The sequence below is a fragment of the Proteus sp. fly-1067 genome (genome assembly GCF_040139345.1).
GTDB lineage: Bacteria > Pseudomonadota > Gammaproteobacteria > Enterobacterales > Enterobacteriaceae > Proteus > Proteus vulgaris_B.
In genome coordinates this window covers 71272-97672 of sequence record NZ_JBEEUL010000001.1, presented here as the reverse complement: position 1 = coordinate 97672, position 26401 = coordinate 71272, and the positions used below count along the sequence as shown (strand labels likewise).

At 40.3% G+C, this 26401-nt stretch carries 23 protein-coding genes; 6 read left to right on the top strand and 17 right to left on the bottom strand.

Features of this window, described 5'->3' with window-relative positions; genetic code table 11:
* Positions 1-22 precede the first annotated feature (22 nt).
* The 3 genes from yfaE to tyrP all read left to right on the top strand — a co-directional run bounded on the left by yfaE (position 23) and on the right by tyrP (position 2017).
* Entirely contained in the window at positions 23-301 is a 279-nt protein-coding gene (gene yfaE / locus ABN217_RS00430) for a class I ribonucleotide reductase maintenance protein YfaE (protein WP_349440608.1), read from the top strand.
* 89 nt (positions 302-390) lie between these two features.
* A complete protein-coding gene (locus ABN217_RS00425) occupies positions 391-624 on the top strand; it encodes a YgdI/YgdR family lipoprotein (protein ID WP_196553750.1) in 234 nt (77 codons plus the stop codon).
* Positions 625-805: 181 nt separating this feature from the next.
* Positions 806-2017 (top strand): tyrosine transporter TyrP, encoded by a 1212-nt coding sequence (gene tyrP, locus ABN217_RS00420; protein WP_196553751.1) that lies wholly within the window; start codon positions 806-808, stop codon positions 2015-2017.
* Positions 2018-2100: 83 nt separating this feature from the next.
* On the opposite strand, the gene ABN217_RS00415 is transcribed toward tyrP, so the two are convergent.
* On the bottom strand, positions 2101-2643 hold the full coding sequence (locus ABN217_RS00415) for a YfaZ family outer membrane protein (protein WP_349439168.1): 543 nt from the start codon (positions 2641-2643) through the stop codon (positions 2101-2103).
* Between the two features lie 284 nt (positions 2644-2927).
* Between ABN217_RS00415 and ABN217_RS00410 the strand changes: the two genes are divergently transcribed.
* Positions 2928-4382 (top strand): catalase, encoded by a 1455-nt coding sequence (locus ABN217_RS00410; RefSeq protein WP_072068593.1) that lies wholly within the window; start codon positions 2928-2930, stop codon positions 4380-4382.
* A gap of 151 nt (positions 4383-4533) precedes the next feature.
* Here the strand turns inward: ABN217_RS00410 and menE are convergent, their stop codons facing one another.
* The 6 genes from menE to ABN217_RS00380 all read right to left on the bottom strand — a co-directional run bounded on the left by menE (position 4534) and on the right by ABN217_RS00380 (position 11908).
* Positions 4534-5961: an o-succinylbenzoate--CoA ligase gene (gene menE, locus ABN217_RS00405; RefSeq protein WP_197269025.1), complete on the bottom strand. Its 1428-nt coding sequence runs from the start codon at positions 5959-5961 to the stop codon at positions 4534-4536.
* Positions 5949-6920: an o-succinylbenzoate synthase gene (menC, locus tag ABN217_RS00400; RefSeq protein WP_196553754.1), complete on the bottom strand. Its 972-nt coding sequence runs from the start codon at positions 6918-6920 to the stop codon at positions 5949-5951. The genes menE and menC overlap by 13 nt, the downstream gene beginning before the upstream one ends.
* The gene (menB, locus tag ABN217_RS00395; protein WP_036935597.1) at positions 6920-7777 is read right to left on the bottom strand and encodes a 1,4-dihydroxy-2-naphthoyl-CoA synthase; all 858 of its coding nucleotides are present in this window, start codon (positions 7775-7777) and stop codon (positions 6920-6922) included. Before menB ends, menC begins: the two co-directional genes overlap by 1 nt.
* A gap of 12 nt (positions 7778-7789) precedes the next feature.
* Positions 7790-8557, bottom strand: coding sequence for a 2-succinyl-6-hydroxy-2,4-cyclohexadiene-1-carboxylate synthase (gene menH, locus ABN217_RS00390; RefSeq protein WP_349458953.1), 768 nt, complete (start codon positions 8555-8557; stop codon positions 7790-7792).
* On the bottom strand, positions 8532-10226 hold the full coding sequence (menD, locus tag ABN217_RS00385) for a 2-succinyl-5-enolpyruvyl-6-hydroxy-3-cyclohexene-1-carboxylic-acid synthase (protein ID WP_349458952.1): 1695 nt from the start codon (positions 10224-10226) through the stop codon (positions 8532-8534). The genes menH and menD overlap by 26 nt, the downstream gene beginning before the upstream one ends.
* Before the next feature lie 350 nt (positions 10227-10576).
* Entirely contained in the window at positions 10577-11908 is a 1332-nt protein-coding gene (locus ABN217_RS00380) for an isochorismate synthase (protein ID WP_349440615.1), read from the bottom strand.
* Positions 11909-12119: 211 nt separating this feature from the next.
* On the opposite strand from ABN217_RS00380, the gene ABN217_RS00375 reads away from it, so the two are divergent.
* Both ABN217_RS00375 and ABN217_RS00370 read left to right on the top strand, forming a co-directional pair.
* Positions 12120-13331 carry an alpha-xenorhabdolysin family binary toxin subunit A gene (locus tag ABN217_RS00375; protein WP_196553758.1) on the top strand — a complete coding sequence of 404 codons (1212 nt, stop codon included), beginning with the start codon at positions 12120-12122 and terminating at the stop codon, positions 13329-13331.
* A gap of 14 nt (positions 13332-13345) precedes the next feature.
* Complete coding sequence (locus ABN217_RS00370; RefSeq protein ID WP_349458951.1) at positions 13346-14389, top strand: alpha-xenorhabdolysin family binary toxin subunit B; 1044 nt, start codon at positions 13346-13348, stop codon at positions 14387-14389.
* A 66-nt stretch (positions 14390-14455) separates the two neighbouring features.
* Here the strand turns inward: ABN217_RS00370 and nuoN are convergent, their stop codons facing one another.
* Genes nuoN through nuoE form a run of 10 tightly spaced genes read right to left on the bottom strand, consistent with a single transcriptional unit; the run spans position 14456 to position 26399 of the window.
* Positions 14456-15925, bottom strand: coding sequence for an NADH-quinone oxidoreductase subunit NuoN (gene nuoN / locus ABN217_RS00365; RefSeq protein WP_072068601.1), 1470 nt, complete (start codon positions 15923-15925; stop codon positions 14456-14458).
* A gap of 6 nt (positions 15926-15931) precedes the next feature.
* Complete coding sequence (nuoM, locus tag ABN217_RS00360) at positions 15932-17461, bottom strand: NADH-quinone oxidoreductase subunit M (RefSeq protein WP_349439175.1); 1530 nt, start codon at positions 17459-17461, stop codon at positions 15932-15934.
* Between the two features lie 19 nt (positions 17462-17480).
* A complete protein-coding gene (nuoL, locus tag ABN217_RS00355; protein WP_196553761.1) occupies positions 17481-19316 on the bottom strand; it encodes an NADH-quinone oxidoreductase subunit L in 1836 nt (611 codons plus the stop codon).
* A complete protein-coding gene (gene nuoK / locus ABN217_RS00350; protein WP_023581731.1) occupies positions 19313-19615 on the bottom strand; it encodes an NADH-quinone oxidoreductase subunit NuoK in 303 nt (100 codons plus the stop codon). Before nuoK ends, nuoL begins: the two co-directional genes overlap by 4 nt.
* Entirely contained in the window at positions 19612-20160 is a 549-nt protein-coding gene (gene nuoJ, locus ABN217_RS00345) for an NADH-quinone oxidoreductase subunit J (protein WP_072068604.1), read from the bottom strand. Before nuoJ ends, nuoK begins: the two co-directional genes overlap by 4 nt.
* A gap of 12 nt (positions 20161-20172) precedes the next feature.
* Positions 20173-20715, bottom strand: a complete 543-nt coding sequence (gene nuoI / locus ABN217_RS00340) for an NADH-quinone oxidoreductase subunit NuoI (protein WP_036935576.1) — start codon at positions 20713-20715, stop codon at positions 20173-20175.
* 14 nt (positions 20716-20729) lie between these two features.
* Positions 20730-21707: an NADH-quinone oxidoreductase subunit NuoH gene (nuoH, locus tag ABN217_RS00335; RefSeq protein WP_006533300.1), complete on the bottom strand. Its 978-nt coding sequence runs from the start codon at positions 21705-21707 to the stop codon at positions 20730-20732.
* Entirely contained in the window at positions 21707-24439 is a 2733-nt protein-coding gene (gene nuoG, locus ABN217_RS00330; RefSeq protein WP_349458949.1) for an NADH-quinone oxidoreductase subunit NuoG, read from the bottom strand. Before nuoG ends, nuoH begins: the two co-directional genes overlap by 1 nt.
* 53 nt (positions 24440-24492) lie before the next feature.
* On the bottom strand, positions 24493-25857 hold the full coding sequence (gene nuoF, locus ABN217_RS00325) for an NADH-quinone oxidoreductase subunit NuoF (protein WP_072068606.1): 1365 nt from the start codon (positions 25855-25857) through the stop codon (positions 24493-24495).
* Positions 25854-26399 carry an NADH-quinone oxidoreductase subunit NuoE gene (gene nuoE, locus ABN217_RS00320; protein WP_349458947.1) on the bottom strand — a complete coding sequence of 182 codons (546 nt, stop codon included), beginning with the start codon at positions 26397-26399 and terminating at the stop codon, positions 25854-25856. The genes nuoF and nuoE overlap by 4 nt, the downstream gene beginning before the upstream one ends.
* Between the last annotated feature and the right edge of the window lie 2 nt (positions 26400-26401).

The window sequence follows — 26401 nt, the reverse complement described above, 5'->3', positions numbered from 1 at the left end:
CGAGAAATAACACTGATACGTTATGGCATCTCATAAAGTGACCCTGCATCAGCAGGGTCTTTCAATACCACTAGAATTTCATACTGACGCCCACCCTTCATTGCTTGATGCTTTAGAGCATGGGAAAGTCCAAGTCGAATACCAATGCCGTGAAGGTTATTGTGGCTCTTGTCGTCTACGTTTAGTGAAAGGCAAGGTTTGCTATCGCAATGAACCTTTAGCATTTATCCAACCCGATGAAATCTTACCTTGTAGCTGTCATCCTATTAGTGACATTGAAATAGAAATTTGCTCTAAATGATTTGAATTATCTTAATTTTCCCTTTTTTCTAACATTGTTGTCCATCATTGACTAGAATTAAATTACATTGATGAAAAAGGAAAAATATTATGAAATTAAGTTCTATTTTCTCAGTTGTTGCTATCTCTACATCACTTTTATTAGTTGCGGGTTGTTCAACTCCACAAAAAATAGAAACAGTAAATGGGGAAACGATTTTAACAACAGATAAACCCCAAGAAGATGAAAAAACTGGATTAATTACCTATAAAGACGCAGAAACTGGGCAATTGAAACAAATTAATCGCGATCAGATAAGACGAATGGTAGAGCTTGACGATTAATATCCTTAATTAATCCCTCTTTTAAGCGCCAATTGATATTTATTAATTGGCGTTTTTTTATTCACACTTTATTTTCTGTAAAGATATAATTACAGCATACGTAATTAAAATTTGACAGATATTTACCATTCTTATACTCTGCATTTTATATAAATAAAATAGCAAGCAAGCAGAGGACTTAGTGAAAAATCGCACTATAGGTAGTGTTTTTATTGTTGCAGGAACAACAATTGGGGCAGGCATGTTGGCAATGCCACTGGCTGCGGTGGGTATTGGCTTTGGTACTATTATGCTATTACTCGTAGGACTGTGGTTATTAATGAGTTATACCGCACTCTTGCTAGTGGAAGTTTATCAATACAACGATCCTCATACTGGTCTTGGTTCAATTGCTAAGCGTTATCTTGGTGTTGGTGGTCAAGTGATCACTGGACTTGCTCTACTCTTATTGATGTATGCATTGACGACAGCTTATATTAGCGGTGCTGGTGAATTGCTTTCATCTACCCTATCTTCATGGATTGGTCATGAACTCTCTGTCACACAAGGTATTATTATCTTTACAGTGATTGGCGGTGCTGTGGTGGGTATTGGTACCACATCAGTTGATATGATCAATCGACTGCTATTTACAGCAAAAGTTTTCTTCTTAATCTTTATGCTGGTTGTGATGTTACCTCACGTTGAAAGCGTCAATTTAACGTCAATGCCTGTCGCTCAAGGGCTTATTCTTTCTGCTATTCCTGTTATTTTTACTTCATTTGGTTTTCACGGTAGCGTGCCAAGTATTGTAAGTTATATGAATGGTGATATTAGAAAGTTACGTATTATCTTTATTACTGGTAGTGCGATCCCTCTTGTTGCCTATATTTTATGGCAAATTGCCACATTAGGAGCCATTCCTACAAATACCTTTATGGGAATTATGGCGCAACAATCAGGTTTAAATGGCCTACTTACCGCTATCCGCGATGTCGTTGCAACGCCTCGCGTCAATATTGCGGTAAACCTATTTGCCGCATTGGCATTAGCTACATCCTTCCTTGGTGTTGCACTAGGCTTATTTGATTATCTTGCTGACCTATTTAAACGTAGTAATCGTGCAACAGGTCGTATGCAGTCAAGCTTATTAACATTCGTTCCACCTTTACTTTGTGCTCTTTATTTTCCTAACTTTGTACAAGCATTAGCTTATGCTGCCATTGCATTATCTATTTTGGCACTGCTACTACCTGCTTTATTAGTTTGGAAAGTAAGACAAGAGCAACACAGCACTGATAAATACAAAGTCAAGGGTGGAAAAGGTGCATTAGCCGTTGTCTTTACTTGTGGCTTAGTTGTGATCGGTATTCAAGTCGCCATCACTTTTGGTTTATTGCCTCAAGTCGGTTAATCATTTTTTTATACAGACAACAAAAAAGCAGGTGTTGATTGTTTCAACACCTGCTTTTTATTTAACGTTACTGCAAGTTTTGCTTAGAAACTTAAACCTGCACCAACATAGAAACCATCAGCTAATTTATTATTACTTCTATTATGTGAGTTTTCGATTTCAATCACACGATAACCTGCATTGACATGCAATGGTTTAAACACTGTTAATTGTGCGCCCACATCGGCTTCATAATAAGATTTGCTACCAGACGTTAATCCTTCAGGAGAGCCATAAGCCTCACCATAAACACTTAAAGAGGGTAAAACATCCCAGTTAAGTCCAACACCGCCTGCTAAAGCAGCGCCATCATCACCATTTTTTGGTGATAAATAGAGTGCTTTACCACCAACACTTGCTGAAAAAGGACCTAAAGGGAGTGCAAATTTTGCACCAAGGCTACCTAATTGACCATCATGATCGCTACGTGCCCAGTTACCATTAAACGAAAGGCCCGCATTAGGATCACCTAGTCCTGCACGAACATCAGTGTAGTGTTTGCCTGCTTGAATATTCATTGAGACTGCATTGGCATTTGCCGCCATAAATAGTGTACTTATAGCGCCGACCAATAAATATTTTTTCATTGTTATTACCCCAGCAAATAATTGTCCTAACTTATAATTATACAACAAATTTATTAAACAATTTGAGTCAAAATTGAAAGCTAATCTGTAGAATTTTCAATCTATGTAAATAAGTTACGACTATCAATATTATTGGTCTAATTGGTTTTATTAATGAGGTCAATATTGTTAAAGTGGAATTGCAGTCAATATTAACCATAATAAGTATAAGGCTGTTTGCTTCGTTTTATTCACACATGCTATTTTTTTAGAACGTTTACTATTTCATAAACTGGAGATATGTGATGGAAAAGAAAAAGCTAACAACGGCGTCTGGTGCACCTGTTGTAGACAATAATAACTCAATGACCGCAGGCCCTCGTGGCCCAATGTTGCTTCAAGATGTCTGGTTTCTAGAGAAACTTGCTCACTTTGATCGTGAAGTTATTCCTGAAAGACGTATGCACGCAAAAGGCTCAGGCGCTTTTGGCACATTTAAAGTTACTCACGATATTACACAATATACTCGCGCTAAAATTTTCTCTAAAGTGGGCAAAAAAACAGAAATGTTTGCTCGCTTTTCAACAGTTGCTGGTGAAAGAGGTGCCGCAGATGCAGAACGTGACATTCGTGGTTTTGCATTAAAATTTTACACTGAAGAAGGTAACTGGGATATGGTGGGTAACAATACCCCTGTTTTCTATCTTCGTGATGCGCTGAAATTCCCTGACTTAAACCACGTTGTAAAACGCGACCCTAAAACTAACCTACGCAATATGGCATATAAATGGGACTTCTTCTCTCATTTACCTGAAGCATTACATCAATTAACCATTGATATGAGTGACCGTGGTTTACCACAAAGCTACCGCTTTATTCACGGCTTTGGTAGCCATACCTACAGCTTTATTAATAAAGATAATGAGCGTTTTTGGGTTAAATTCCACTTCCGTTGCCAACAAGGCATTAAAAACCTTATGGACGATGAAGCACAAACCCTCGTAGGTCAAGACAGAGAAAGTTCACAGCGTGACTTATTTGATGCTATTGAGCGCGGTGATTTCCCACGTTGGAATTTACAAATTCAAGTGATGCCAGAAAAAGAAGCATCAACTGTACCTTATAATCCTTTTGATTTAACCAAAGTTTGGCCTCATGCGGATTATCCATTAATTGATGTGGGTTACTTTGAGTTAAACCGTAATCCTGAGAACTATTTTTCTGATGTTGAACAAGCAGCATTTAGTCCTGCTAACATTGTTCCTGGTATCGGATTCTCTCCAGATAAGATGCTACAAGGCCGCCTATTCTCTTACGGTGATGCTCATCGTTATCGTTTAGGTGTTAACCATCATCAGATCCCAGTTAATGCACCAAAATGTCCATTCCATAATTATCATCGTGATGGTGCAATGCGTGTTGATGGCAATAGTGGTAGCGGTATTACTTATGAGCCAAATAATGGCGGTATGTTCCAAGAACAGCCTAATTTTAAAGAGCCACCATTATCGATTGAAGGTGCGGCAGATCACTGGAACCATCGTGAAGACGAAGATTATTTCAGCCAACCTCGTGCACTGTATGAATTACTGAGTGATGAAGAGCATCAACGTATGTTTGCTCGCATCGCGGGTGAATTAATCCAAGCAAGTAAAGATACACAAAAACGCCAAATTGCCTTATTTAAGAAAGTCCATCCTGAATATGGCGCTGGTGTTGAAAAAGCAATGAAAGCTTTAGCAAAAGCAGAAGCTAAGTAACTGCATAATAAGAAGCCTTGTGAGCAACTCGGCAAAACAATAAGGCGCCTTCGGGCGCCTTTCTCATAAGAAACCTGTTCACTATCCCCCCTCTTTATCGACGCTTTACATTAACAATATAGATTTTGAGAGAAAATGTGAAAAATAAATATCAACTTAACAATTGCCCTTTCACCCATTCTTGCACTTGTTTACGGGAGATTTTTATTCCCCCATTTTTAAGACTTTCAGGAAGTTGTAAGCAAGCAACAGGTCGTTGAAATCCGGCTAATTGGGAGTGATACCACTGTGGTAATTGATTGATTATTTCAATATCAGCATCCACAACTGCGACTGGGCGTTGTCCAAATTCAGCATCATCGATAGGAACAACAAAAGATTGGCTAACACTTGGATGTGTATTAAGGATTTTTTCAATATCTTCTGGCTGAATTCCTTCACCCGCACTGAAAAAAAGATTGTCTAAACGGCCTAAAACACACCACTCGCCTGCACTAAAACAGCCTTTATCTCGTGTTGAATACCAGCCATCAGCCGTAAGCGATAGCGGTTTTAATTTACTGTCAAACCAATACCCCAGCGCAACACTGTCAGACATTATCTGGAGTTCATCATCCACTAACCTAACTTCTTTGCCTTTTAGTGGAAGTCCTACTCCTGCTTTACCATCTGCACGCTTTGCACAAATAGTAGAAGCCATTTCTGTCATTCCATAACCACACCAACACTGAATTCCACGATGTTCTGCATCTTGTGTTAACTCAATAGGGATCATCGCTCCACCTAATAAAACAGATCTTAAGGTAGTAGGCTGCTGATTATCTTGTTGAGTACTATTTTGCAAGAAACGCCAAAGTTGAGTAGGTACTAAAGAAGCATGAGTGCAACCTTGTAGCGCTTTTTTAAAAGGATGCATATCACGTACCACTAGCGTTGCACCACGTAACAACCAACGCCAAAGAATACCTTGCCCAGATACATGAAATAGAGGTAAAGAGAGCAGCCAGCTATCATTTTTTTCAAAAGGTATTAATGATAGAACACCCTCAGCGCTACAAAGATGTGCTTCAAATGTATGTACAGCAGCTTTAGGTAAGCCAGATGATCCAGAGGTCAAGATCAGTGTCGCCATACGAGAAGGCGCCCATGATATATCCCAAATTTCATTTTTATGCTGGCGTGATCTGTTATCAAACTCAACACCATTAAGATCAAGCAAGGTAGCCTCTAGATCCTGTATTGATTCACTCAGATCAGCATAAAAATCAATGTTTAAATGGGGCAGTAAATCATCTAATAAGGACTTAGGAAGTTGTGGATTTAGAGGTAAAACCTTCGCACCACATTGAAAAATAGCGAGTAGTGTAAAAACAAGATTGATATGATTTTTGCCACGTAACAATACTGTGCTTTGGGTATTAACACCCTGCTTAATAAAATGTTTTGCTAATTGATTAATATGACAACTTAATTGTTGCCATGTAATAGGTAAATCACCTGAAATGATGGCCGTTTCATTTGGGCTTAATTGTGCCCAGTGATGCCACGGCCATTGTTTAAATGGAGCTACTGTTGCCATACAGTCTCTAGCTGTTCAAGAGAGATAAGCGGAATATCCACATCTGGCCAAGGACGAATAAGCTGCTGCTTAATTAAATCAACGGTATCCAGTCCTGGAATACTATTTGGCGTTAACCATTGTGCAATTCTTGCTAATTGAGTAAGCCCAAAGCTACTTTCAATGCTTGAACTAATAATAGCATCAAGCCCTAAAGCATGTGCTTGCTCAACTAAAGAGCGACAACGTTCAAGGCTTCCCACCAGTGTGGGTTTTATCACAATGGTAGTAACACCAGGTTGTGGTTTTATTTCAAACCCGTCATCTCGTACTGTTTCATCCCAAGCAATATTAATTCCTGTTGCTTGCGAAAAAGCCAGCGACTCTTCTGGTGTTTTACAAGGCTCTTCTAAGAATGCAATGCGATCGCGCCATGCAGGGTTTACATACTTCGCAAATCCTTCTGCTTTAGCTGGTGTCCAGCTTCTGTTCGCATCCAATCTTAATTTTAAGTCTGGAATGGCTTCTAATAGCAGGTTAACAACTATTCCATCACGTACCGCTTCATATAATCCCACCTTGATTTTAGCGACTTTCTCACCTTCCATATCATTAAGGCTTAAAATCAAATCATCAGGGTCGCCATTACATAAAGGTGCCGCGCGATAGTTTGCCTCTAGTGGCAATGTGCCTTCAAGCTCTGCTAATGCACAACTTAGGCCAAATGCCACGCTTGGCAGTTCACTGTGCTCTGGGTTTTCCCCCGCACACCACGCAGTTAACCAAGATTGCGCTGATGCTTGTGCTTGCTCTAAAGTTTCACGGCTAAACTCAGGAAGAGGTGAAATTTCACCCCATCCTTGTTTGCCATTTTGCTCTAAACAGACAAGAAAACCATCACGCGTTTTTAGCCTTTGATAGCGCAGAACAACGCCTGCATCTACAGGTAGGCTGAATGAATAGAGTTTGGCGTTTCTCATTATGGGTTACGTTTAAATCGAGAGAAATCAGGTTGACGTTTTTCGTTAAAGGCATTGCGACCTTCTTGACCTTCATCCGTCATATAAAACAGCATAGTTGCATTACCGGCTAATTCTTGCAGACCTGCTTGACCATCACAATCAGCATTTAATGCTGCTTTCAAGCAACGTAATGCCATTGGGCTATTTTCAAGCATTTCACGACACCAACGAACGGTTTCTTTTTCAAGAGAAGCATAAGGAACAACAGTGTTAACCAAACCCATCTCTAATGCTTCTTTTGCATCATATTGACGGCATAAGAACCAAATTTCGCGTGCTTTCTTTTGACCAACAATACGGGCCATATAAGAAGCACCCCAGCCACCATCAAAAGAACCCACTTTAGGGCCTGTTTGACCAAAGATAGCGTTTTCTGCCGCGATAGTTAAGTCACACATCATATGAAGCACATGACCACCACCAATAGAATAACCAGCGACCATTGCCACAACCGGTTTCGGACAAGTACGGATTTGGCGTTGGAAATCCAACACGTTTAGGTGATGTGTACCGCTATCATCGCGATATCCACCGTAGTCACCACGAATTTTTTGGTCACCACCCGCACAGAATGCTTTTTCACCCGCACCCGTTAAAATGATAGTACCAATTGTGTCATCATAACGTGCATCAGCTAATGCTTGGATCATCTCTTTCACTGTCAAAGGACGGAAAGCATTACGCACTTGCGGGCGGTTAATCGTAATTTTTGCAATACCATCGACTGATTTATGGTAGAGAATATCTTCAAAACCTTCAGAACAATCTAACCATTCAATCGGTGCATATAACTTTTCTTCGCTCGGGTAAAGCATAATTAGGTTCCTTTAACCAAAGAGGGATAAAACATGATTTATCACCGCAGCATAAGCCGCTGGCTGTGCCTGATGCGCATTATGCCCAGCTTGCGGGATAGTCGTTAATGGTAGCGAATATTGCTGCGCTATCGCTTGAAATTTTCTATCTTTCTCACCACAAAGCCAAATAAATGGCAAAGTGAGTTGCTGCAATTCAGAGACTAACCAAGGCTGATGGCCTAAAGAAAGCATCTCTAAACTTTCTGCAATACAAAACCCCGCATTATGACGACGTTTTTCAACCAATAATCGTCGGTTTTTGTCACTAAGATCAGCAAACACGGGTTGTTGATACCATTGTGTTAATACATCACAAATAGGTTCATTACGAAAACGCTCAGCCCAACGTTTATCATGTGCAATGCGACTTTGCCTTTCTGTTGCATCATATAAACCTGGGTTGCCACCTTCTACAATCAATCCCATTAATCCTGTTGTATCACCAAAACATGCATGATACATCGAGATCCTGCCACCTAACGAGTAACCAATTAACCAATAATGATCAATATGTTGCTCTTTTAATGTGTCTGTTAGTAATGTACTAACTTCAACAAAATCCTTCGCGCTGATAGATGCAGAACCACCATGACGAGGCAAATCAATCACAAGTGATGGATATTCATGGCAAGCCTGAATGACAGACTCCCATTCACAACCTTCACCTAATAGCCCATGCAACCAAACTAACCAAGGCCCTTCGTTATGGGTATTATATCGCTGACATGCTAAAGTCATGAGATGTTACCTGTTTTACCAGCTGATTTAATGTTTTTGCACCATCAGTATCATCAACAATTAATTCAATTAATGTCGTTGTTGGCGCCCCTGTCCAGCATTCCTGAACAGTCGTTAACAATGCATCCCAACTTGTTGGTGATACATAATGCAAGCCAAACATTGCGGCTGCATGTTTGAAATTTAATGAGTGAGGCATACAGTAAAAACGTTCTCGCTCTGCCTCTGGCGTGGGTAACATAGAAAATATTTGTCCACCATTATTATTCACCACGATAATAACATTAGGCGCATAAACTTGTTGATGTAACGCTAAGCTATTCAGATCATACAGTGCCGATAAATCGCCCAAAATTGTTAATGTTGGCTTTTTTGTCGCGCGGTGAACACCCGCAGAGGTTGAAATCAAACCATCAATACCACTTGCACCTCGGTTACTCATTACAGGATAACCTTGTGGTAATTGAGCAAATGCATCGATTAATCTAACAATCAGACTATTGCCAACAAATAACTGTCCATCACTAGGAAGTAATTTATCTAATTGATGTGCAACTTGCGCTTCACCAAAATAATTCGTTATTTCACTTACCTTTTGATAGGTTTGTGTAGCGATACCTGTTAATGCTTTAGTCCAAGGTAAATTATCAACAGCCTGATGCGCCCTTAACCATTGCATGGGTGATAATGTAAATTTTTCACCTTGATGATGCCCGGGATCTAAGCGTCCTGGAATAGGGTCAACAATCCAATAAGCGTTGGGAGAACATCCCACTTGCCATTGCAATAAACGTTTACCTGTTAAGCTTGAGCCAAATTGAATAACGATTTCGGCGTTATTGAGTTCTGATTTTGCTTGCGAGTTATTCAACCATAAATCGACACAAGGTAGCGGTTGTCCAGTTTGGGACAATACATCACCTAATAAAGGCCAACCTAATTGTGATGCCCATTTTGCGACTTCCCTTCCTTCTTCTGGGCTAATACGCCCAGCGATCACAACACCTTTTTTCTGACGTAATTCATTCCATTGAGGATGTGTTGAAACGGCGTTAAAACGAGTTTCTTGTAACCACGGTTTATCATTTTTCCACCAATTTCCTAAAGCCTCAGTCCATGGCGTTGATGTTTCAACATCATCACCATATAACGGTTCAGCAAAAGGACAATTAACGTGTAATGCGCCATGAACCAATGTATTCATCGCATTATCAAGTGTAGAAACTAGCCAACTTGCGGGAATATCCGTTGTCGGTCGTGGTAAAGAGAGTGTTTGTGAAGGATGTGTTGCAAAGATACCTTGCTGACGGATAGCTTGATTTGCACCGCAATCAATTAATTCGGGCGGTCGGTCTGCGGTTAAAAAGATAACACGCTCCCCCGTTAATCCCGCTTCAATTAATGCCGGATACAAATTAGCGACAGCGGTACCTGATGTCACAATCACCGCCACAGGCTCTTTTGACGCTTTTGCTAATCCCAAGGCTAAATGCCCAAGCCCACGTTCATCAAAATGCGTATGACATATTAATTTTTGATTAGCGGCAGCTGCAAGTGTTAAAGGAGTCGAACGAGATCCAGGTGCGATACAGATATGGCGTAAACCATGACGAGTCAAAGTTTCGAGTATAACTTTAGCCCATTGGCGATTAAACGAACTATTAGACATTGATCATCCCAACAACGAAAACCTGCAATTGCTATTATAATATCTGTTCCTAAATACTTTTCCTTAGCCTAGTTCAATGAACAGAAGTTTTCGTTAAATAAATCGTTAAAGAAAACACTCAAAGAGTGCATTATTTAGGCAAATTGTCCGCCTTATTTTCAAAGCGCTCTTTTTTATCATTAAGAATAAGAATAAATAACGCTACAGAGCTAAAGAATAGCATCAATTAATTAACAACTAGCAGTGGTTATTTGAAGAGTAGCACTAAATAACTGGCTTAAAAAATACTCATCAAATTATGATTATTATTGCTGATGCTATTTATTTTAACTCCGATTTTCGGTAGAAAATTAACTCTCTTTTTCCAGCAACGTTCGTAAACCTGCCGCTTTATTTTCAATTTCTACCCACTCTTGCTGTGGATCAGAGTCGGCCACAACACCCGCACCCGCATATAGCGTCAAGGTATCATCATGCAACTCACCGCAACGCAAGCTTACTGCAAATTCTGCATGAGGAAGCGATAAATACCCAGCGGATCCAGCATACCAACGGCGCTCAAAAGGCTCATGTTTACGAATAAAAGCGCGTGCAACACTTCTTGGTAATCCACACACCGCCGCAGTTGGCTGTAATCGTTTTAAACAATCAATATCATTTGAATTAATTAACTTTCCATGAATATAACGACGAAGATGCTGCACTTTCCGTAAGCGGATAACATCAGCTGGAGAGACATCAATACCGTCAACACCACCTTGTAATCGTTGACAAATATCATCAACGACAACCAAATTTTCATGCTGATTTTTTTTGTCATTCATCAGCCAATCTGCAAATACTGTTGCTTGTTGCTCATTATCCGAACTCGCTACGGTTCCTGCTAACGCTTCGGTATATAGCATCAACTCATCACGTTTATATAATCTTTCAGGTGTTGATCCCATAAAGGCATCTGAAGGTGAAAATGCCAACATATAATGATAGCAATGATGATTGACATCACGACTTGCTTTCATAAATTGAATAGCTTTAAGTGGATTATCCAATGTTAAGCACGTAGCCCTTGCTGGCACCACTTTTTCAAATAAGCCTTGGTTAATTTCATCTAATGCAATATTAAGATAATGAGTCCACTGCTCTTGCGTTAAAGAGTGATTAACTTGAGTCACAGAAACAGAGAGAGGCTCAATATCTAGCGATTGATTTAATGTTTGCAGAAAATCTAAGGTGTCTTTTTTATCAGCGTCATCAAGTAAATTTAAATGAACAGAAAGCTCTTGCTGGTGGCGTCTAATTTCAATCCTAGGTAAAAAAAGATAGGCATCATCCCCGTTTATCTCATCTATACGGCCAGGAATAATGGTATCCCACGCATTTAAGCCCCAAATACGCACATCATCAATATTTAGACCAGACTGATGCGTTGCTAAAAATTGGCGAGCGTCTTGAATATGATTAAAGCAACATAATTGCCCACACACTGCCACTTCTTCACTCTCATCGCGGTGCTGCCAATAAAATTGCGGATAATACACCTGAGCAGCAAGCCATGAGAGCAATGAGAACGAAACATCTGACGGCAAGGCGACTTTCAAATGTAAAAGATTACCTTGTGCTGTCAGATTTATTTTTTTAACTTTTTCGTACAGTGTCGAAAACACAGGATTAACCTTTTCCACTCCAAATACCCACAACTAATTAAAAAGGAGATTATACGTCTCTATAAGAATTATCAAAGGACTGATTAATTATAACCTTTGTCATTTATCAAAGTTTTGTATTTTTCATGTTACAAAGTAGGAGCATTAATCTGTAAATTCTAAATAGTAAACAAATCATTCTAAAAACATGCTGTATAGATAAAAAATCATTATACATAAGAGAGGTTATATGGATACAACCATCTTTGAACAGGTTGATCAAATTATTGAATCACCGGATATCCCTAAAGTTGCACTCGGCTTAATATTAGGAAAGGGTATCAAAAATGGTCGATTACCTGGCATAGTTACTTCACATGATTTAATTAAAATAAAATCTTATGTTAATAAAACACTTTCCCTTCCTTTCACACAAGAAGATGTTATCGATTTTGTTGGTTATAATGAAATAAGTGTACCTCAACTCTCTCCGGATAATATCTTATCCCTTTTTGTTAGAATGCGTGAACATGCTTTTGAGTGGAATAAAATTGAGTACAATATAAAACAGCAAGCAATAGATCTAGAAATTATGGGTAGAGAAATCACGTCTACGGGTGAAAAAATAATATCATTTATTAACCAAATGCCATTATTAGTAAAAATTGGCACTTTAGTTAGCGATCTTTCAGATAAAGAATTAGAACAAATCCAATATAGCGATCAAGATAAACAAGTAACAACTCAGCTTATTCATATATTAGAAAGTATGAAAAAAGATATAACAGCAGAGAAAAAGAAAACATTAAAAATAAAAAAAAGTTTATCAATATTTAGAAATAAAATTGTTGGCGGAGTGGAAAGTAAAGAGACGGTACACCATTCAATATATCATGAAATTCTAAATAAAAAGAAATTTGTGAATGAGTTTTATAATAATGATCGTAGCTCACTTATTGAAGAGAGAGACCTGCTTATTGAAGATATTTCATTACTCAAAGAGGAGTATAAAAACTATGTCGGACTTGCTTTTACAGGGCTTGCGGCAGGTATTATTGGTGTCATTATTACTGGGGGTATTTTTGGAGCAAAAGCAGAGAAAGTACGCAAAAAGAAAAATGAATTAATTGAAAAGGTAAAAAAACTTAATGATAATATAGATAAGTATACCAGTTTATCATTTTGCTTAAGCTCTTTTTATATTGAATTAGAAGAAATTGAACAGCTTATTGAAGATACGAATATGGCTCTTGAACATATTGAATATGTTTGGCAAGCAATATTAACTGAAATAGACGTTTCTCTTGCCAATTTCAATAAAATAAACAACGCATTAGAACTTATTAAATTTAGTATTTACTTTGAAAAAATTATTTCTCCTTGGTATATGGTTATTGGTTACTCTAAAGAAATTCTACTTTCTTTTGATAATGCACTCTCTTCTTTCTACTCATCAAATTAACAAAAGGAATTGTTATGAAAAATAATGATAACTCTTTAGTATTAGATTCGCCCTTTGAACACAATAAATTATTTTATGCTTATCGTAACATCCTTTATTTGGGCAATAACAAGTGTTACACAGAAGATAAAATGAATAGGAATATTACACTTTTCTTAGAAAGAAATAATAAAAACATTGAAAAAATCATTTATTTTTCACTATTATTAAAAAGCAGATTGCGACAGAAATTACTCAATGAAACATTTAGAACGATTAACGAAATTAACAATGAAATTGATAGCAATAAAATCAGTCTTGAGCTAAAAATAAGACTGGAAGAAGAAAAAAAAAGTATATTAAATATCTATTCTAATGAAGTTGATGAAACGGTTAGTATTATTATTGAACACTGTGTATTTATCTCTTCAGAAATTGACTATTTAAATACACAATTTATTCTTGATGAACTCATGCCATCTATCAAAGAGAAAGAAAGATTAATTAACTCACTTACACAAGAGCTTATTAGTTTAGATAACATTTGTAGTGAAACCAAGAAAGAACTCGATATTATACAAAAAAGCGAAATTATTTTACATGAGAAAGGTTTTCTCTATCTTTTCACAAATTCTATCCCCTCTAAAGAGATCATTGAAAATCTCGATATTGAAGTCAATGATAAAAACATACTAAACACATTAATTAATATACTCTCAAAATTATTCTCTATTTTGGATAGTGGTTTTTCTTATACAAATATTGTTGATGCTCGTCATCAATTAACCGATCTTTATCTAAAGCAAATTAAGGAGATTAGTAGGTTAAAAAATAAGAAACAAAATATTCTCTTTGAATTAAAACATTACTACGCTTTAACAGATATTGATCATTTTTTAAAAATATTCATTAATCAAATGCTTTTATTAAACGAGTACTGGCTTGTTATTCAACATCAACTCATCGAATTAAAAGAAAATATTTCATTAACTGAACACTTTATCATTCCTCTATTCTTATTTTTAGATAACTTCTCCTTATACTATGGTGATAATAAAAAAATAATGAATGATAAATAAATATATCGATAAAAAAACGGCTCTATCACAAGAGCCGTTTTAATATTTGAAGACGCTTTTTATCAATTAGTTTGCTACAGGTGCAATAATCGCAAAATTCGTCAATTCAATTAATGGTTGTGGCCATACACCTAATGCAATCACAACAATCGCACAAATTAATGCAACAAATGTCGCCATATTTTGTGATGTTGTTGCAATAGCAGGCGTATTGTCATTATCTGGTTTACGTAAGAAGACAATTGCAGCAGCGCGTAGGTAGTAGAATAAACCAATTGCACTACCTAACACGACCATACCGGTTAACCACCATAAGCTTGAGTTAATACCTGCAATAATCACATATAGTTTACCAATGAACCCTAAGGTAATTGGCACACCAGCCAGTGATAACATCATCAGAGACATAACCACAGCAACAACAGGGCGGCGCCAGAATAATCCACGGTAATCCTCTAGTGAATCCATTTCGCTTTCGCGATAAGGACTTGAAGCTACCGCGATTGCACCAAATGCACCTAAGCTTGCAAATAAGTAACCCGCTAAATAGATTTCAGCCGTTTCTTGCGCCAGCACAGGACTGTATTGCAATACAATTAATGCTACTAGTAGATAACCAAGATGTGATACCGACGAGTAACCCAGTAAGCGCTTCACGCTTTTTTGCGTTAACGCCATAATGTTACCAAACAGGATAGAGGCAATTGCCATGAAACCTAAGATCATCCGTAAAGTTTCACTATCTGCCGCAGGCGCTTCAAGGAATAAACGCATCACAACCGCAAAAATACCAATCTTACTTGCTGTGGCTAAGAATGCCCCTGTTGGTGCCGGTGCACCTTGGTAAACATCTGGTGTCCATAATTGGAATGGGAATAAAGATAATTTAAATCCAATTCCCACCAGCATCATGCCTAAACCTGCAAGCACTAATGGTTTATGGATATTGCTATCACTTAAACTTTGTCCCATGGCAGTAAAGGAAAGGTTTCCTGCTTCTGCATAGAGAAGTGCCATACCAAACAGTAAAAAAGAAGACGCAGCTGCTGAAAGCAACATGTATTTAATGCCCGCTTCCAGTGATGGACGTTGTTGGAATGCATAACCGATAAGACCAAACAGTGGCAATGTCAGCAATTCAATACCAATAAACATCGATGCGAAATGATGAGCAGATGAGAGTAAAATTCCCCCCACTACTGCAATCGAAATCAGCAAGTAAAACTCTTCTTTGTTATCTTGATAGCCTTCTAACCAAGGATAAGCAAAAGCGATAGTACCAATACCAGAAAGAATAACTAGCGCAGTAAAGAAGCTAGAGTATCCATCAACATGGTAAAGCGTGGTCACGTCAACGACGCCTAATGCATTAACGTAATAGAGTGATCCCAACGCAATAATGAAACCCGTTGCTGTCAAAGTGGCAATGGTGAAATGATCGCGTCGCCACGCAATGGACAGCATCACAACCACCACCGTCAATCCGACGATTAATAGCGGTAGCATTGCGATCAATTGTTCAGGAGTTATTGTCATGGCGAATTACGGCCTTACTGTTGAAATAGAAGCGGAATACCAAGTCTGGAGATTTTCCATCGCTGATGCCGAAGTGTCTAATACTGGTTGTGGGAAGAAGCCCAGAATAACCAGTAAAACCACCAAGGTGATCAGGATAAAGAATTCTCTCAGATCCAACCCTTTATAGGTTCTTTCAGCTGTTTTCGGTGAACCGTAGTAAGCCTGTTGCATCATCCATAGTGCGTAAACAGATGCAAAGACTAAACCAAAGACCGAAATAATCGTGATCAGCTTAAAGTTGCCATAAGTACCAAACAGGATCATAAACTCACCGACGAAGTTACCTGTTCCTGGCATACCTAAAGAGGCGACCGCAAAGAACAGCGAAAACGCTGGTAAGAAACGGATGCTTTTCCACAATCCACCCATTTGATTCATATCACGTGTACCTAAGCGTTCATATAGCATGCCACACATGATAAATAGACCTGCAGCTGACAAGCCGTTAGTGATCATCTGAATGATAGCACCTTGGTAAGCCAATACAGAGCCAGCATAAATCGCAATCACGATAAAGCCCATGTGAGAAATACTACTGTAAGCCGCAAGACGTTTAATATCTGTCTGACGAAATGCCAGTAGTGCTGCATAAAATACGGTAATTAAACCTAACCACATTGCCACAGGAGCAAGCAATGCTGATGCTTCTGGAAATAGTGGTAAGTTAAAACGCAATAAACCGTAAGCTGCTGTTTTTAACAAAATACCGGATAAGTCAACAGAACCCGCTGTTGGTGCTTCTGCGTGCGCATCGGCTAACCAGCCATGAACAGGAACGATTGGCATTTTCACCGCAAATGCAGCGAAGAAACCTAACATCAGGATAAATTGTAGCTCAGTACTTAATACGGTGTGTGCTTGTAATAAGGTGTCATAGCTAAACGTCCAAATACCTGTTTCACGGTAGAAAGCAACCGCTAAACCGATAATAGCCAGCAACATTAACAGGCCACTTGCCTGCGTATAGATAAAGAATTTCGTTGCTGCACTGACGTGTGCTTTATCACTACTTCCTTTGTGTCCCCATAAAGAAATCAGGAAATACATTGGGATCAACATCATTTCCCAAAAGAAGAAGAATAAGAACAAGTCTGTTGCTAAAAATACTCCCATTACACCTGCTAAGATCCACAGCAGGTTAAAATGGAAAGCACCTTGTGATGGTTGGTTTTCACTCCACGAAGAGAGTACCGCTAAAATACCTAAAATTGCGGTTAAAACAGCCATCAGCAATGACATACCATCAAGTGCGAACTGGATGTTTATCCCTAATGCAGGTATCCACGGCACAAAGTAATACTCTGTCCAGCGTGGCGCTCCATCAGCACTGAGTAGTTGATAATCGCCTTGCAACCATAGTTGCACAGAAATAACGAGTGTTAATCCCATCGTCAGCAACGCAACCCAGCGAGGAACTTGCGAGCCGATTCGTTCAGCCTGCCAACTTAGCAGGCCACCGATGAAGGGAATAAGTATTAGCCAGGGTAATAACATGGCGCAATGTGTCCCTTAATTAAACCAGAAGCAGCAGAGCGATAACCAGCACTGCACCTAAACCGAGAGAAGCCGCATACCAACGTGCTAATCCATTTTCACTGAAACTTAATCCTTTATTGGTGCCTTTAAGCAAGCAACCAAATAAATTAAAGAATTGGTTCACAGGATCATTTTGGATAAGCCACGCCGCCCCTTTATAAGGTTTGACAAACAGCACTTCATACAGTGCATCGAATCCCCAAGCATGGAACCACCATGTTGAGAAGAAACGACCGGTACGAGTATTGGCAACCTTAGAAACACATTGACGCTGTTTCAGGTATAACCATGCTGCAATGGCAACGCCTACAATCGCTACCACACCAGAAAGTATTTCTAACACATACTTACCATCATGAGATGCATTTACTTCAGGGAAAACAGCACCTAACGGTTGAGTAATTAATGCACCGATAAACGTTGATAACAGTGCTAATACCGCTAATGGGAAAGTATGTGTAAAACCTTTAACTTGATGTGCTTCGGTTTTGGTTTCACCATGGAATACGATGAAAATCAAACGGAAGGTATAAAGTGACGTAAATAACGCACCAATTAACCCTGCTAGCATTAAATTAAAATGCCCGTTTGAGTACGCACCCCATAAGATTTCATCTTTACTGAAGAACCCTGCTGTTAACAGTGGTAATGCGGCTAATGCGCCACCACCAATTAAGAAACAAGCATAAACAAATGGGATCTTCTTACGTAACCCGCCCATCTTAAAGATATTCTGTTCGTGGTGGCAGGCTACAATTACCGAACCTGCGGATAAGAACAGTAATGCTTTAAAGAAAGCGTGAGTCATTAAGTGAAAAATTGCCGCATCCCATGCTTGAGCGCCTAAAGCCAAGAACATATAACCAATTTGGCTCATGGTTGAATAAGCAAGAATACGTTTGATGTCTGTTTGTACTAAAGCTGCAAAACCCGCTAGCACTAATGTAACTGCACCGATAATACCGACTAATTCCAGTACTTCTGGTGCCATTAAGAATAGCGCATTGCTACGTGCCACTAAGTACACACCCGCTGTAACCATGGTTGCGGCGTGAATTAATGCAGATACCGGTGTTGGACCTGCCATTGCATCGGCTAGCCAAGTTTGTAATGGAAGCTGTGCAGATTTACCTACGGCACCGCCTAATACCATTAACATTGCCCAGTTAATGACACTTGAACCTACTGCTAATTGCTCAGGAGCAAGCACTGCCATTTCACGGAAGCTCAATGTGCCTAATTGGTCAAACAGGATAAACATACCGATAGCTAAGAACACATCACCGATACGCGTTACAATAAACGCTTTCATCGCTGCTGCGCCATTAGCTGGATTGCTATAATAAAAACCAATTAACAGGTAACTACATAGACCAACCCCTTCCCAACCCATATACATCAGCATCATGTTATCAGCCAGTACTAAAACAACCATACTTGCGATAAATAAGTTGGTATAAGCAAAGAAGCGAGAATACCCTTCTTCGCCACGCATATACCACGATGCATACATATGAATAAGGAAGCCAACACCCGTAATAACACCCAGCATGGTTAATGAAAGACCGTCAAGAACCAGAGTGAACGGAATATTAAAATTCCCTGCTGACATCCAATTCCATAAAGTCAGAACATAAGTTTCTTGCCCATTGGCAAAGAAATCCATACCTGCCCAAAGTGCAACTAAAGCCGATAAACCAACCGAACCTGTACCAATCCATGCTGATACGTTTTCAGACCAACGACCACGTGAGAAAGCGAGCAGTAAAAATCCCAGCAGTGGTAGCAGAATGGTTAAATAGAGTATATTCATCCGCGCATCTCACTGACTGTATCAATATTGATGTTTTGGCGATGTCTATGAAGCTGTAACAACAATGCCAGACCAATACTTGCCTCTGCCGCCGCCAAGCTGATAGCCAGAATATACATTATCTGACCATCTGTTTGACCCCAAAAGCTACCACCGACAACAAATGCCAGTGCAGCCGCATTAATCATAATTTCTAGTCCGATCAACATAAACAACAGGTTGCGGCGAAGTACTAAGCAGGTAAAACCTAACACAAACAGTACCGCAGCCAAGATCAAACCATGTTGAAGAGGTATCATTTTTGCTCCCCTGCATTTTCGTTTTCAACGATGTCGTTTTCGACGAGATCGTCATGGCTCTGATCACGACCAATGTGATAAGCAACTATTAACCCTGACAATAAGAGAACAGATGCTAACTCAACAGCCAGAATATAAGGCCCAAATAAGCTAATACCGACCTCTTTCGCGCCAATTATTTCTCCAGTAATTTCACCGTGAGTGACACTACTAATTGCATAAATAAGCACGACTAATAGCATCAGAGATAAAAGTGCTGGTCCAATCCAAAACTTCGGTTGCAGCCACTTTCTTTCTTGATCAACGACGGATTTACCTAGGTTGAGCATCATCACCACGAAAACAAACAACACCATAATGGCGCCAGCGTAAACGATGATTTCTAATGCACCTGCAAAATAGGCGCCCAGCGAGAAGAAAACCACAGAGAGTGCAATCAATGAAATCACTAAGTACAACAATGCGTGTACTGGATTGGTATGAGTGATAACTCTCAATGTTGCAAGGATGGCAATCAGTCCCGCGATGTAAAATGCAAATTCCATGAATATCGCTCCTTACGGTAACAGGCTTTTGACATCGATAGGTTTAGCTTCATCATCAGCTTCACCTTTATCTTTGCCGTTAATCGCCATACCTGTTTTACGGTAAAAGTTATATTCAGGATATTTGCCGGGTCCAGAAATCAACAGATCGTCTTTTTCATAAACCAGATCCTGACGCTTAAACTCGCCCATTTCAAAATCAGGCGTCAATTGCAACGCCGTTGTTGGGCAAGCTTCTTCACATAAACCGCAGAAAATACAGCGAGAAAAGTTGATACGGAAAAATTCCGGATACCAACGGCCATCTTCATGTTCTGCTTTCTGTAATGAAATACAGCCAACTGGACAAACTGCTGCACACAAGTTACAAGCAACACAGCGCTCTTCACCATCGGGATCACGCGTCAATACAATACGTCCACGGTAACGTGGTGCAACATTGACAGGTTCTTCCGGGTACATCTGTGTTTCACGTTTGGCGAAGGCGTGTAAGCCAATCATCCAAATGCTTCGTACCTGGGTGCCGAAACCAGTCAATAACTCTTTTAAAGTCATGGTTCAATCACCCCTTATTGAGCGTTGTAAAGTATCACTGCAGCAGTTACCAGCAGATTGATAAGAGTTAACGGTAAGCAAATTTTCCAACCAAAAGACATCACTTGGTCGTAACGCGGGCGCGGTAACGAAGCACGAATAAGGATGAACATCATCATGAAGAATCCTGTTTTCAGTGCAAACCAAATGAATGACGGTAAGAAAGGACCTTGCCAACCACCAAAGAATAACGTCACGATAAGACCTGATACCGCAACGATCCCGATATATTCACCAACAAAGAACAGACCGAATTTCATACCGGAATATTCAATGTGATAACCATCAGCAAGTTCTTGCTCTGCTTCTGGTTGGTCAAATGGATGACGGTGACAAACAGCAACACCGGCAATCGCAAACGTAATAAAGCCGAAGAATTGTGGGATAACATTCCACATATTCGCTTGTGAATTCACAATATCTGTCAAGTTAAAAGAGCCTGCTTGAGCAACAACCCCTAAGATTGAGAGTCCTAAAAATACCTCATAACTTACGGTTTGTGCTGATGCACGCATTGCACCTAACAATGAATATTTATTGTTACTTGACCAACCTGCAAATAACACGGCATAAACCGCGATACCCGCAACCATCAAGAAGAATAAAATACCGATGTTTAAGTCAGCAACAACCCATGTTGAGCTGACAGGTACAATGGCAAATGACAGCAATAAAGATGAAAACGCAATTACTGGTGCTATGGTGAAGATAAAGCGGTCAGCAAATTTTGGGATCCAGTCCTCTTTAAAGAACATTTTGATCATATCCGCAATTAGCTGTGCTGAACCTGCATAACCTACACGATTAGGCCCATAACGATTTTGGAATAAACCCAGTAAACGGCGTTCCCCCATACTCATAAAAGCACCACAGGTGACCACGACAAGCAAGATCACCACGGCTTTTAGAACGGTGAGTAAAATCTCTGTAACTTCAGGAGATAACCAGCTCATTATGCAATACCCCGCAGTTGACGAACCGATACACCCACCAGCGATGGAGAAATACCTGCCATACCTAACGGCAAGCCAATTTGACCTTGAGTCAGGTGAGCACTGATTTTCACAGGTAAGGTGAATTCACGACCTTCGTAAGTAAACATGGCTTGCTGACCTTGAGTTAACGCTAATGCTTGTGCATCAGATTCGCTCAATGTTAAATAAGCCGTTTCCATACGAGATTGGATAACTTCTGCACGTTGTGATAATTCTTCACTACCAAATAAACGGTAGCAAGGTGCAACAGTCCATTGATTTTTCTGTGCATTAAATGGCGCAGGAATATCCGTGAAGTAGCCAAGAGTACTATCACCACATTCAATTAGACGCACACCCGGATCACCAAAGCGTAAGCTGCCACCCACTTCTGCTTGGAATTTATTCCATGCTTGAGGTGAGTTCCAACCCGGCGCCCATGCAAATGGAATTTGCTGACGAGGTGCTGTTGGGCTGTTATTACCTTCCATTGAGAACGCAAATGGGGTGTCGATATCTTTTGGTTGACGCTGTTCATGAACAGACACATTTGCCAACATAGAAGTACGACCACTATAACGATGCGGTTCACGAGCCAGTTTCTGTCCACGAATACGGAATGATGCATTCGGTGCAGCATCAACAATGCCTGCAAACTGAGGAAGGCGTGTCGCACAATGCTCAATCACATTGTCTAACTGTGTCCAATCCAGTGTTCTTTCATGCCATTGTGAATCAATCGCACTTAACCAACGCCAGCTTTCATGCATCACGACTTCTTTGTTATAGAAAGAAGGTTCGAATACTTGGAAATAACGCTGTGCTCTGCCCTCTTGACTCACCATGGTGCCGTCGCTTTCAGCAAACGAAGAAGCAGGGAGAACCAAATGTGCCTTCGCCATAATGTCTGTTTGCTGGTGGTCAATAACAATTAAGTTATCAACTTTCGCAATCGCATCATCAATCATATCGGCGTCAAAATGGCGATATAAATCGTTTTCCATAATAACAACGGTGTCAGCTTGACCACTGCGCATGATTTTTAACGCATCATCAAGAGGTTGCGCATTCATCATGGCAAGACCCATGCTGTTTGCATCATCAGCAACGAAAGAAAGCCCCACTTCATTGCCTTTTGCTTTTAATGCAAACGCAATGTTGGCAGCAGCTTTAATAACGTCTTCACTACCGGCATGACTACCACTGATAATTAATGGTTTTTTTGCTTGAGAAAGTGCTTGAACAACCATCTCGATATGTTTATTCAGCGCGTCATCGATACCATCAACCGCAGGTGCTTCACCGTTAATATTATTGGCAATCGCAAAACCTAAGCGAGCTTGATCAACAACAGGCGCGCGATAACTCCACGCAGCAACATCATCAAGGCGAGTTTCATCAACATGAGTTACAAACAGAGGATATTTCGCACGTTGCCCAATATTCATAATCGCAGCAATTTGCCAGTCAGCGACTTTTTGAGCAGCGGCCATTTCACGCGCTTTGCCTTTCACTGCTTGGCGCACAGACAATGCCATACGAGCACCGGTTTGCGTTAAATCTTCACCTAACACTAAAACCGCATCGTAATCTTCAATTTCACGTAGAGATGGAGTATGAACGCCACCTTTTTGTAAAATCTCTAGCATTAATGTCAAACGTTTCTGCTCTGATGTAGAAATACCGCTATAGAAGTTTTCAGCACCAACAACTTCACGTAATGCAAAGTTACTTTCGATACTTGCACGCGGTGAGCCAATACCGACGATACGCTGGCTTTTCTTCAGCATATCCGCAGCAGCTTGAGTTGCTTGAACCGCACTGATCTCTAACCAGTTACTACCTAAACGTTTTTTAGGTTGGCGAGGTCTGCTTGCTAAGTTCACATAGCCATAGCCAAAACGACCACGGTCACAGAGGAAATAGCGGTTTACAGTTCCGTTATAACGGTTTTCAATACGACGTAATTCACCATAGCGTTCACCCGGGCTTGTGTTACAACCCATGCTACAACCTTGGCAAATACTTGGTGCAAACTGCATATCCCACTTACGGTTATAACGTGATGAGTGAGTTTTATCAGTAAATACACCTGTCGGACAAATTTCGACCAAGTTACCCGAGAATTCGCTCTCTAACGTGCCATCTTCAACACGCCCAAAGAAAACGTTGTTATGCGCACCAAAAACACCTAAATCAGTGCCATCAGCATAGTCTTTGTAGTAACGAACACAGCGGTAACAAGCAATACAACGGTTCATTTCATGAGAAATAAACGGCCCCAGATCTTGATTTCTATGTGTACGCTTCGTAAAGCGATAGCGACGCATAGTATGACCTGTCATTACCGTCATATCTTGAAGGTGGCAGTTACCCCCTTCTTCACAAACTGGACAGTCATGAGGATGGTTTGTCATATACCATTCAACAACGCTTTCGCGGAATTTCTTCGCTTCTTCGTCATCAATAGAAATAAACGTGCCATCAGTCGCTGGCGTCATACAAGACATCACTAAACGACCGCGGGTATCCTCAGCATTTTGATACTGCTTAACCGCACACTGGCGGCAAGCGCCAACGCTTCCCAGCGCTGGGTGCCAGCAAAAATAAGGAATATCTAAGCCTAAATTAAGACAGGCTTCTAACAGGTTATCAGCCCCGTTAACTTCATATTCTTTGCCGTCTACATGAATCGTAGCCATAGTCAGCATGCTTCCCAAAGGCCTGCGCAGCAGGCGTTAAACCTAGAATGTGTCGTGAAAAATTACCAGCGGCTTTTCAGCAAGTTAGGCTGAATACCTCTGATTAAGTTGGCATTGGTATAATCTTCTTGAATAATGCCCGCTTCAAATTCTTCACGGAAATATTTAATGGCGCTTTGTAAAGGTTCTACAGCACCCGGTGCGTGAGCACAGAATGTGTGTCCTGGACTTAAAGAACGACATAAATGCTCAAGGGTTTCGATATCACCAGGACGACCTTTACCATTTTCTATCGCACGTAAGATTTCGACACTCCATGGCAGGCCATCACGACAAGGTGTACACCAGCCACAAGATTCACGCGCAAAGAATTCTTCTAAGTTGCGAGTTAATGAAACCATATTAATTTCATTATCTACTGCCATCGCAAGCGCTGTGCCTAAACGGCTACCTGCTTTTGCAATCGTGCCAAAATCCATTGGAAGATCGAGGTGATCTTCCGTTAGAAAGTCAGTGCCAGCACCACCTGGTTGCCACGCTTTCAATTTGAGGCCATCACGCATTCCACCAGCGTAATCTTCAAGGATCTCACGCGCTGTTGTACCAAATGGTAATTCCCATAAGCCCGGATACTTCACGCGGCCAGAGAATCCCATTAATTTAGTACCCGCATCTGGGCTTTTGCCTTCACTTAAGCCGATATACCAATCTTTACCATGCTCAATAATCGCGGGCACGTTACACAGTGTTTCAACGTTATTGACACAAGTTGGTTTACCCCATGCACCTGATGTTGCAGGAAATGGCGGTTTAGAACGCGGGTTAGCACGACGACCTTCTAAAGAGTTGATTAATGCCGTTTCTTCACCACAGATGTAACGACCAGCACCTGTATGAACAAACAGCTCAAAATCAACCCCTGAACCGAAGATATTTTTACCAAGGAAACCTGCTGCTTTTGCTTCCTCAATCGCATGGCGTAAATGCTTCGCCGCTTCAATATATTCGCCGCGAAGGAAAATATAACCACGATAAGCTTTTAGTGCGTGAGCACCGATAATCATCCCTTCAATTAACAGATGTGGAAGCTCTTCCATTAAGAGACGGTCTTTATATGTTCCCGGCTCCATTTCATCTGCATTACAAAGGATGTAACGGATATTCATGCTTTCATCTTTTGGCATCAGGCTCCATTTCAAGCCCGTTGAGAATCCAGCACCACCACGACCTTTTAGGCCAGCATCTTTGACTTCCGTTGTGACTTCAGTCGGTGACATGCCTTTTAATGCTTTTTCTGCCGCTTTATAACCGTTTTTAGCACGGTATTCATCCAGCCATACAGGCTGACGATCATCACGTAAGCGCCACGTTAGCGGGTGCGTTTCTGCGCTACGGATAATCGGTTTTGCTCCTGAAATTGCTGTCATGGATACTGCTCCAGTAACGTTTCAATCTCTTCAGGTTTAACAAAGCTGTGAGTATCGTCATCTACCATCATGGTAGGACCTTTATCACAATTACCTAAACAGCAGGTTGGCAGTAATGTAAAGCGACCATCTGGTGTTGTTTGACCAGGGATGATATTAAGATGCTTTTCAATTGCTGCTTGAATGCCTTGATAACCTGTAATATGACAAACCACGCTGTCACAAAAACGAATAATGTGACGACCAACGGGTTGACGGAAAATTTGGCTATAAAACGTAGCAACGCCTTCAACATCGCTAGCTGGTATCCCAAGCACATCCGCAATCGCATAGATCGCGCCGTCTTCCACCCATCCACGGTTCTTTTGCACAATTTTCAGTGCTTCTATAGATGCAGCTCGCGGATCTTCGTAGTGATGTTTTTCTTGTTCAATTTCAGCGCGTTCTTCTTCAGTTAATACAAACGTCGCTTTCTTTGAATGCGTGACATCAACAATTTCAATCTGCACTGCGTCATCTTTTTGGTTTAATCCATTTTGCATGA

Coding starts and splice junctions, on each gene's coding strand:
- nuoH (WP_006533300.1), bottom strand. CDS start 21,707: ATGAGCTGGTTATCTCCTGAAGTTACAGAGATTTTACTCACCGTTCTA.
- ABN217_RS00375 (WP_196553758.1), top strand. CDS start 12,120: ATGGATACAACCATCTTTGAACAGGTTGATCAAATTATTGAATCACCG.
- menH (WP_349458953.1), bottom strand. CDS start 8,557: ATGACTTTAGCATGTCAGCGATATAATACCCATAACGAAGGGCCTTGG.
- nuoN (WP_072068601.1), bottom strand. CDS start 15,925: ATGACAATAACTCCTGAACAATTGATCGCAATGCTACCGCTATTAATC.
- nuoE (WP_349458947.1), bottom strand. CDS start 26,399: ATGCAAAATGGATTAAACCAAAAAGATGACGCAGTGCAGATTGAAATT.
- ABN217_RS00410 (WP_072068593.1), top strand. CDS start 2,928: ATGGAAAAGAAAAAGCTAACAACGGCGTCTGGTGCACCTGTTGTAGAC.
- nuoJ (WP_072068604.1), bottom strand. CDS start 20,160: ATGGAATTTGCATTTTACATCGCGGGACTGATTGCCATCCTTGCAACA.
- ABN217_RS00370 (WP_349458951.1), top strand. CDS start 13,346: ATGAAAAATAATGATAACTCTTTAGTATTAGATTCGCCCTTTGAACAC.
- ABN217_RS00425 (WP_196553750.1), top strand. CDS start 391: ATGAAATTAAGTTCTATTTTCTCAGTTGTTGCTATCTCTACATCACTT.
- menD (WP_349458952.1), bottom strand. CDS start 10,226: ATGTCTAATAGTTCGTTTAATCGCCAATGGGCTAAAGTTATACTCGAA.
- nuoG (WP_349458949.1), bottom strand. CDS start 24,439: ATGCTGACTATGGCTACGATTCATGTAGACGGCAAAGAATATGAAGTT.
- nuoI (WP_036935576.1), bottom strand. CDS start 20,715: ATGACTTTAAAAGAGTTATTGACTGGTTTCGGCACCCAGGTACGAAGC.
- nuoK (WP_023581731.1), bottom strand. CDS start 19,615: ATGATACCTCTTCAACATGGTTTGATCTTGGCTGCGGTACTGTTTGTG.
- yfaE (WP_349440608.1), top strand. CDS start 23: ATGGCATCTCATAAAGTGACCCTGCATCAGCAGGGTCTTTCAATACCA.
- menC (WP_196553754.1), bottom strand. CDS start 6,920: ATGAGAAACGCCAAACTCTATTCATTCAGCCTACCTGTAGATGCAGGC.
- ABN217_RS00415 (WP_349439168.1), bottom strand. CDS start 2,643: ATGAAAAAATATTTATTGGTCGGCGCTATAAGTACACTATTTATGGCG.
- menB (WP_036935597.1), bottom strand. CDS start 7,777: ATGCTTTACCCGAGCGAAGAAAAGTTATATGCACCGATTGAATGGTTA.
- nuoF (WP_072068606.1), bottom strand. CDS start 25,857: ATGACAGCAATTTCAGGAGCAAAACCGATTATCCGTAGCGCAGAAACG.
- nuoM (WP_349439175.1), bottom strand. CDS start 17,461: ATGTTATTACCCTGGCTAATACTTATTCCCTTCATCGGTGGCCTGCTA.
- menE (WP_197269025.1), bottom strand. CDS start 5,961: ATGGCAACAGTAGCTCCATTTAAACAATGGCCGTGGCATCACTGGGCA.
- nuoL (WP_196553761.1), bottom strand. CDS start 19,316: ATGAATATACTCTATTTAACCATTCTGCTACCACTGCTGGGATTTTTA.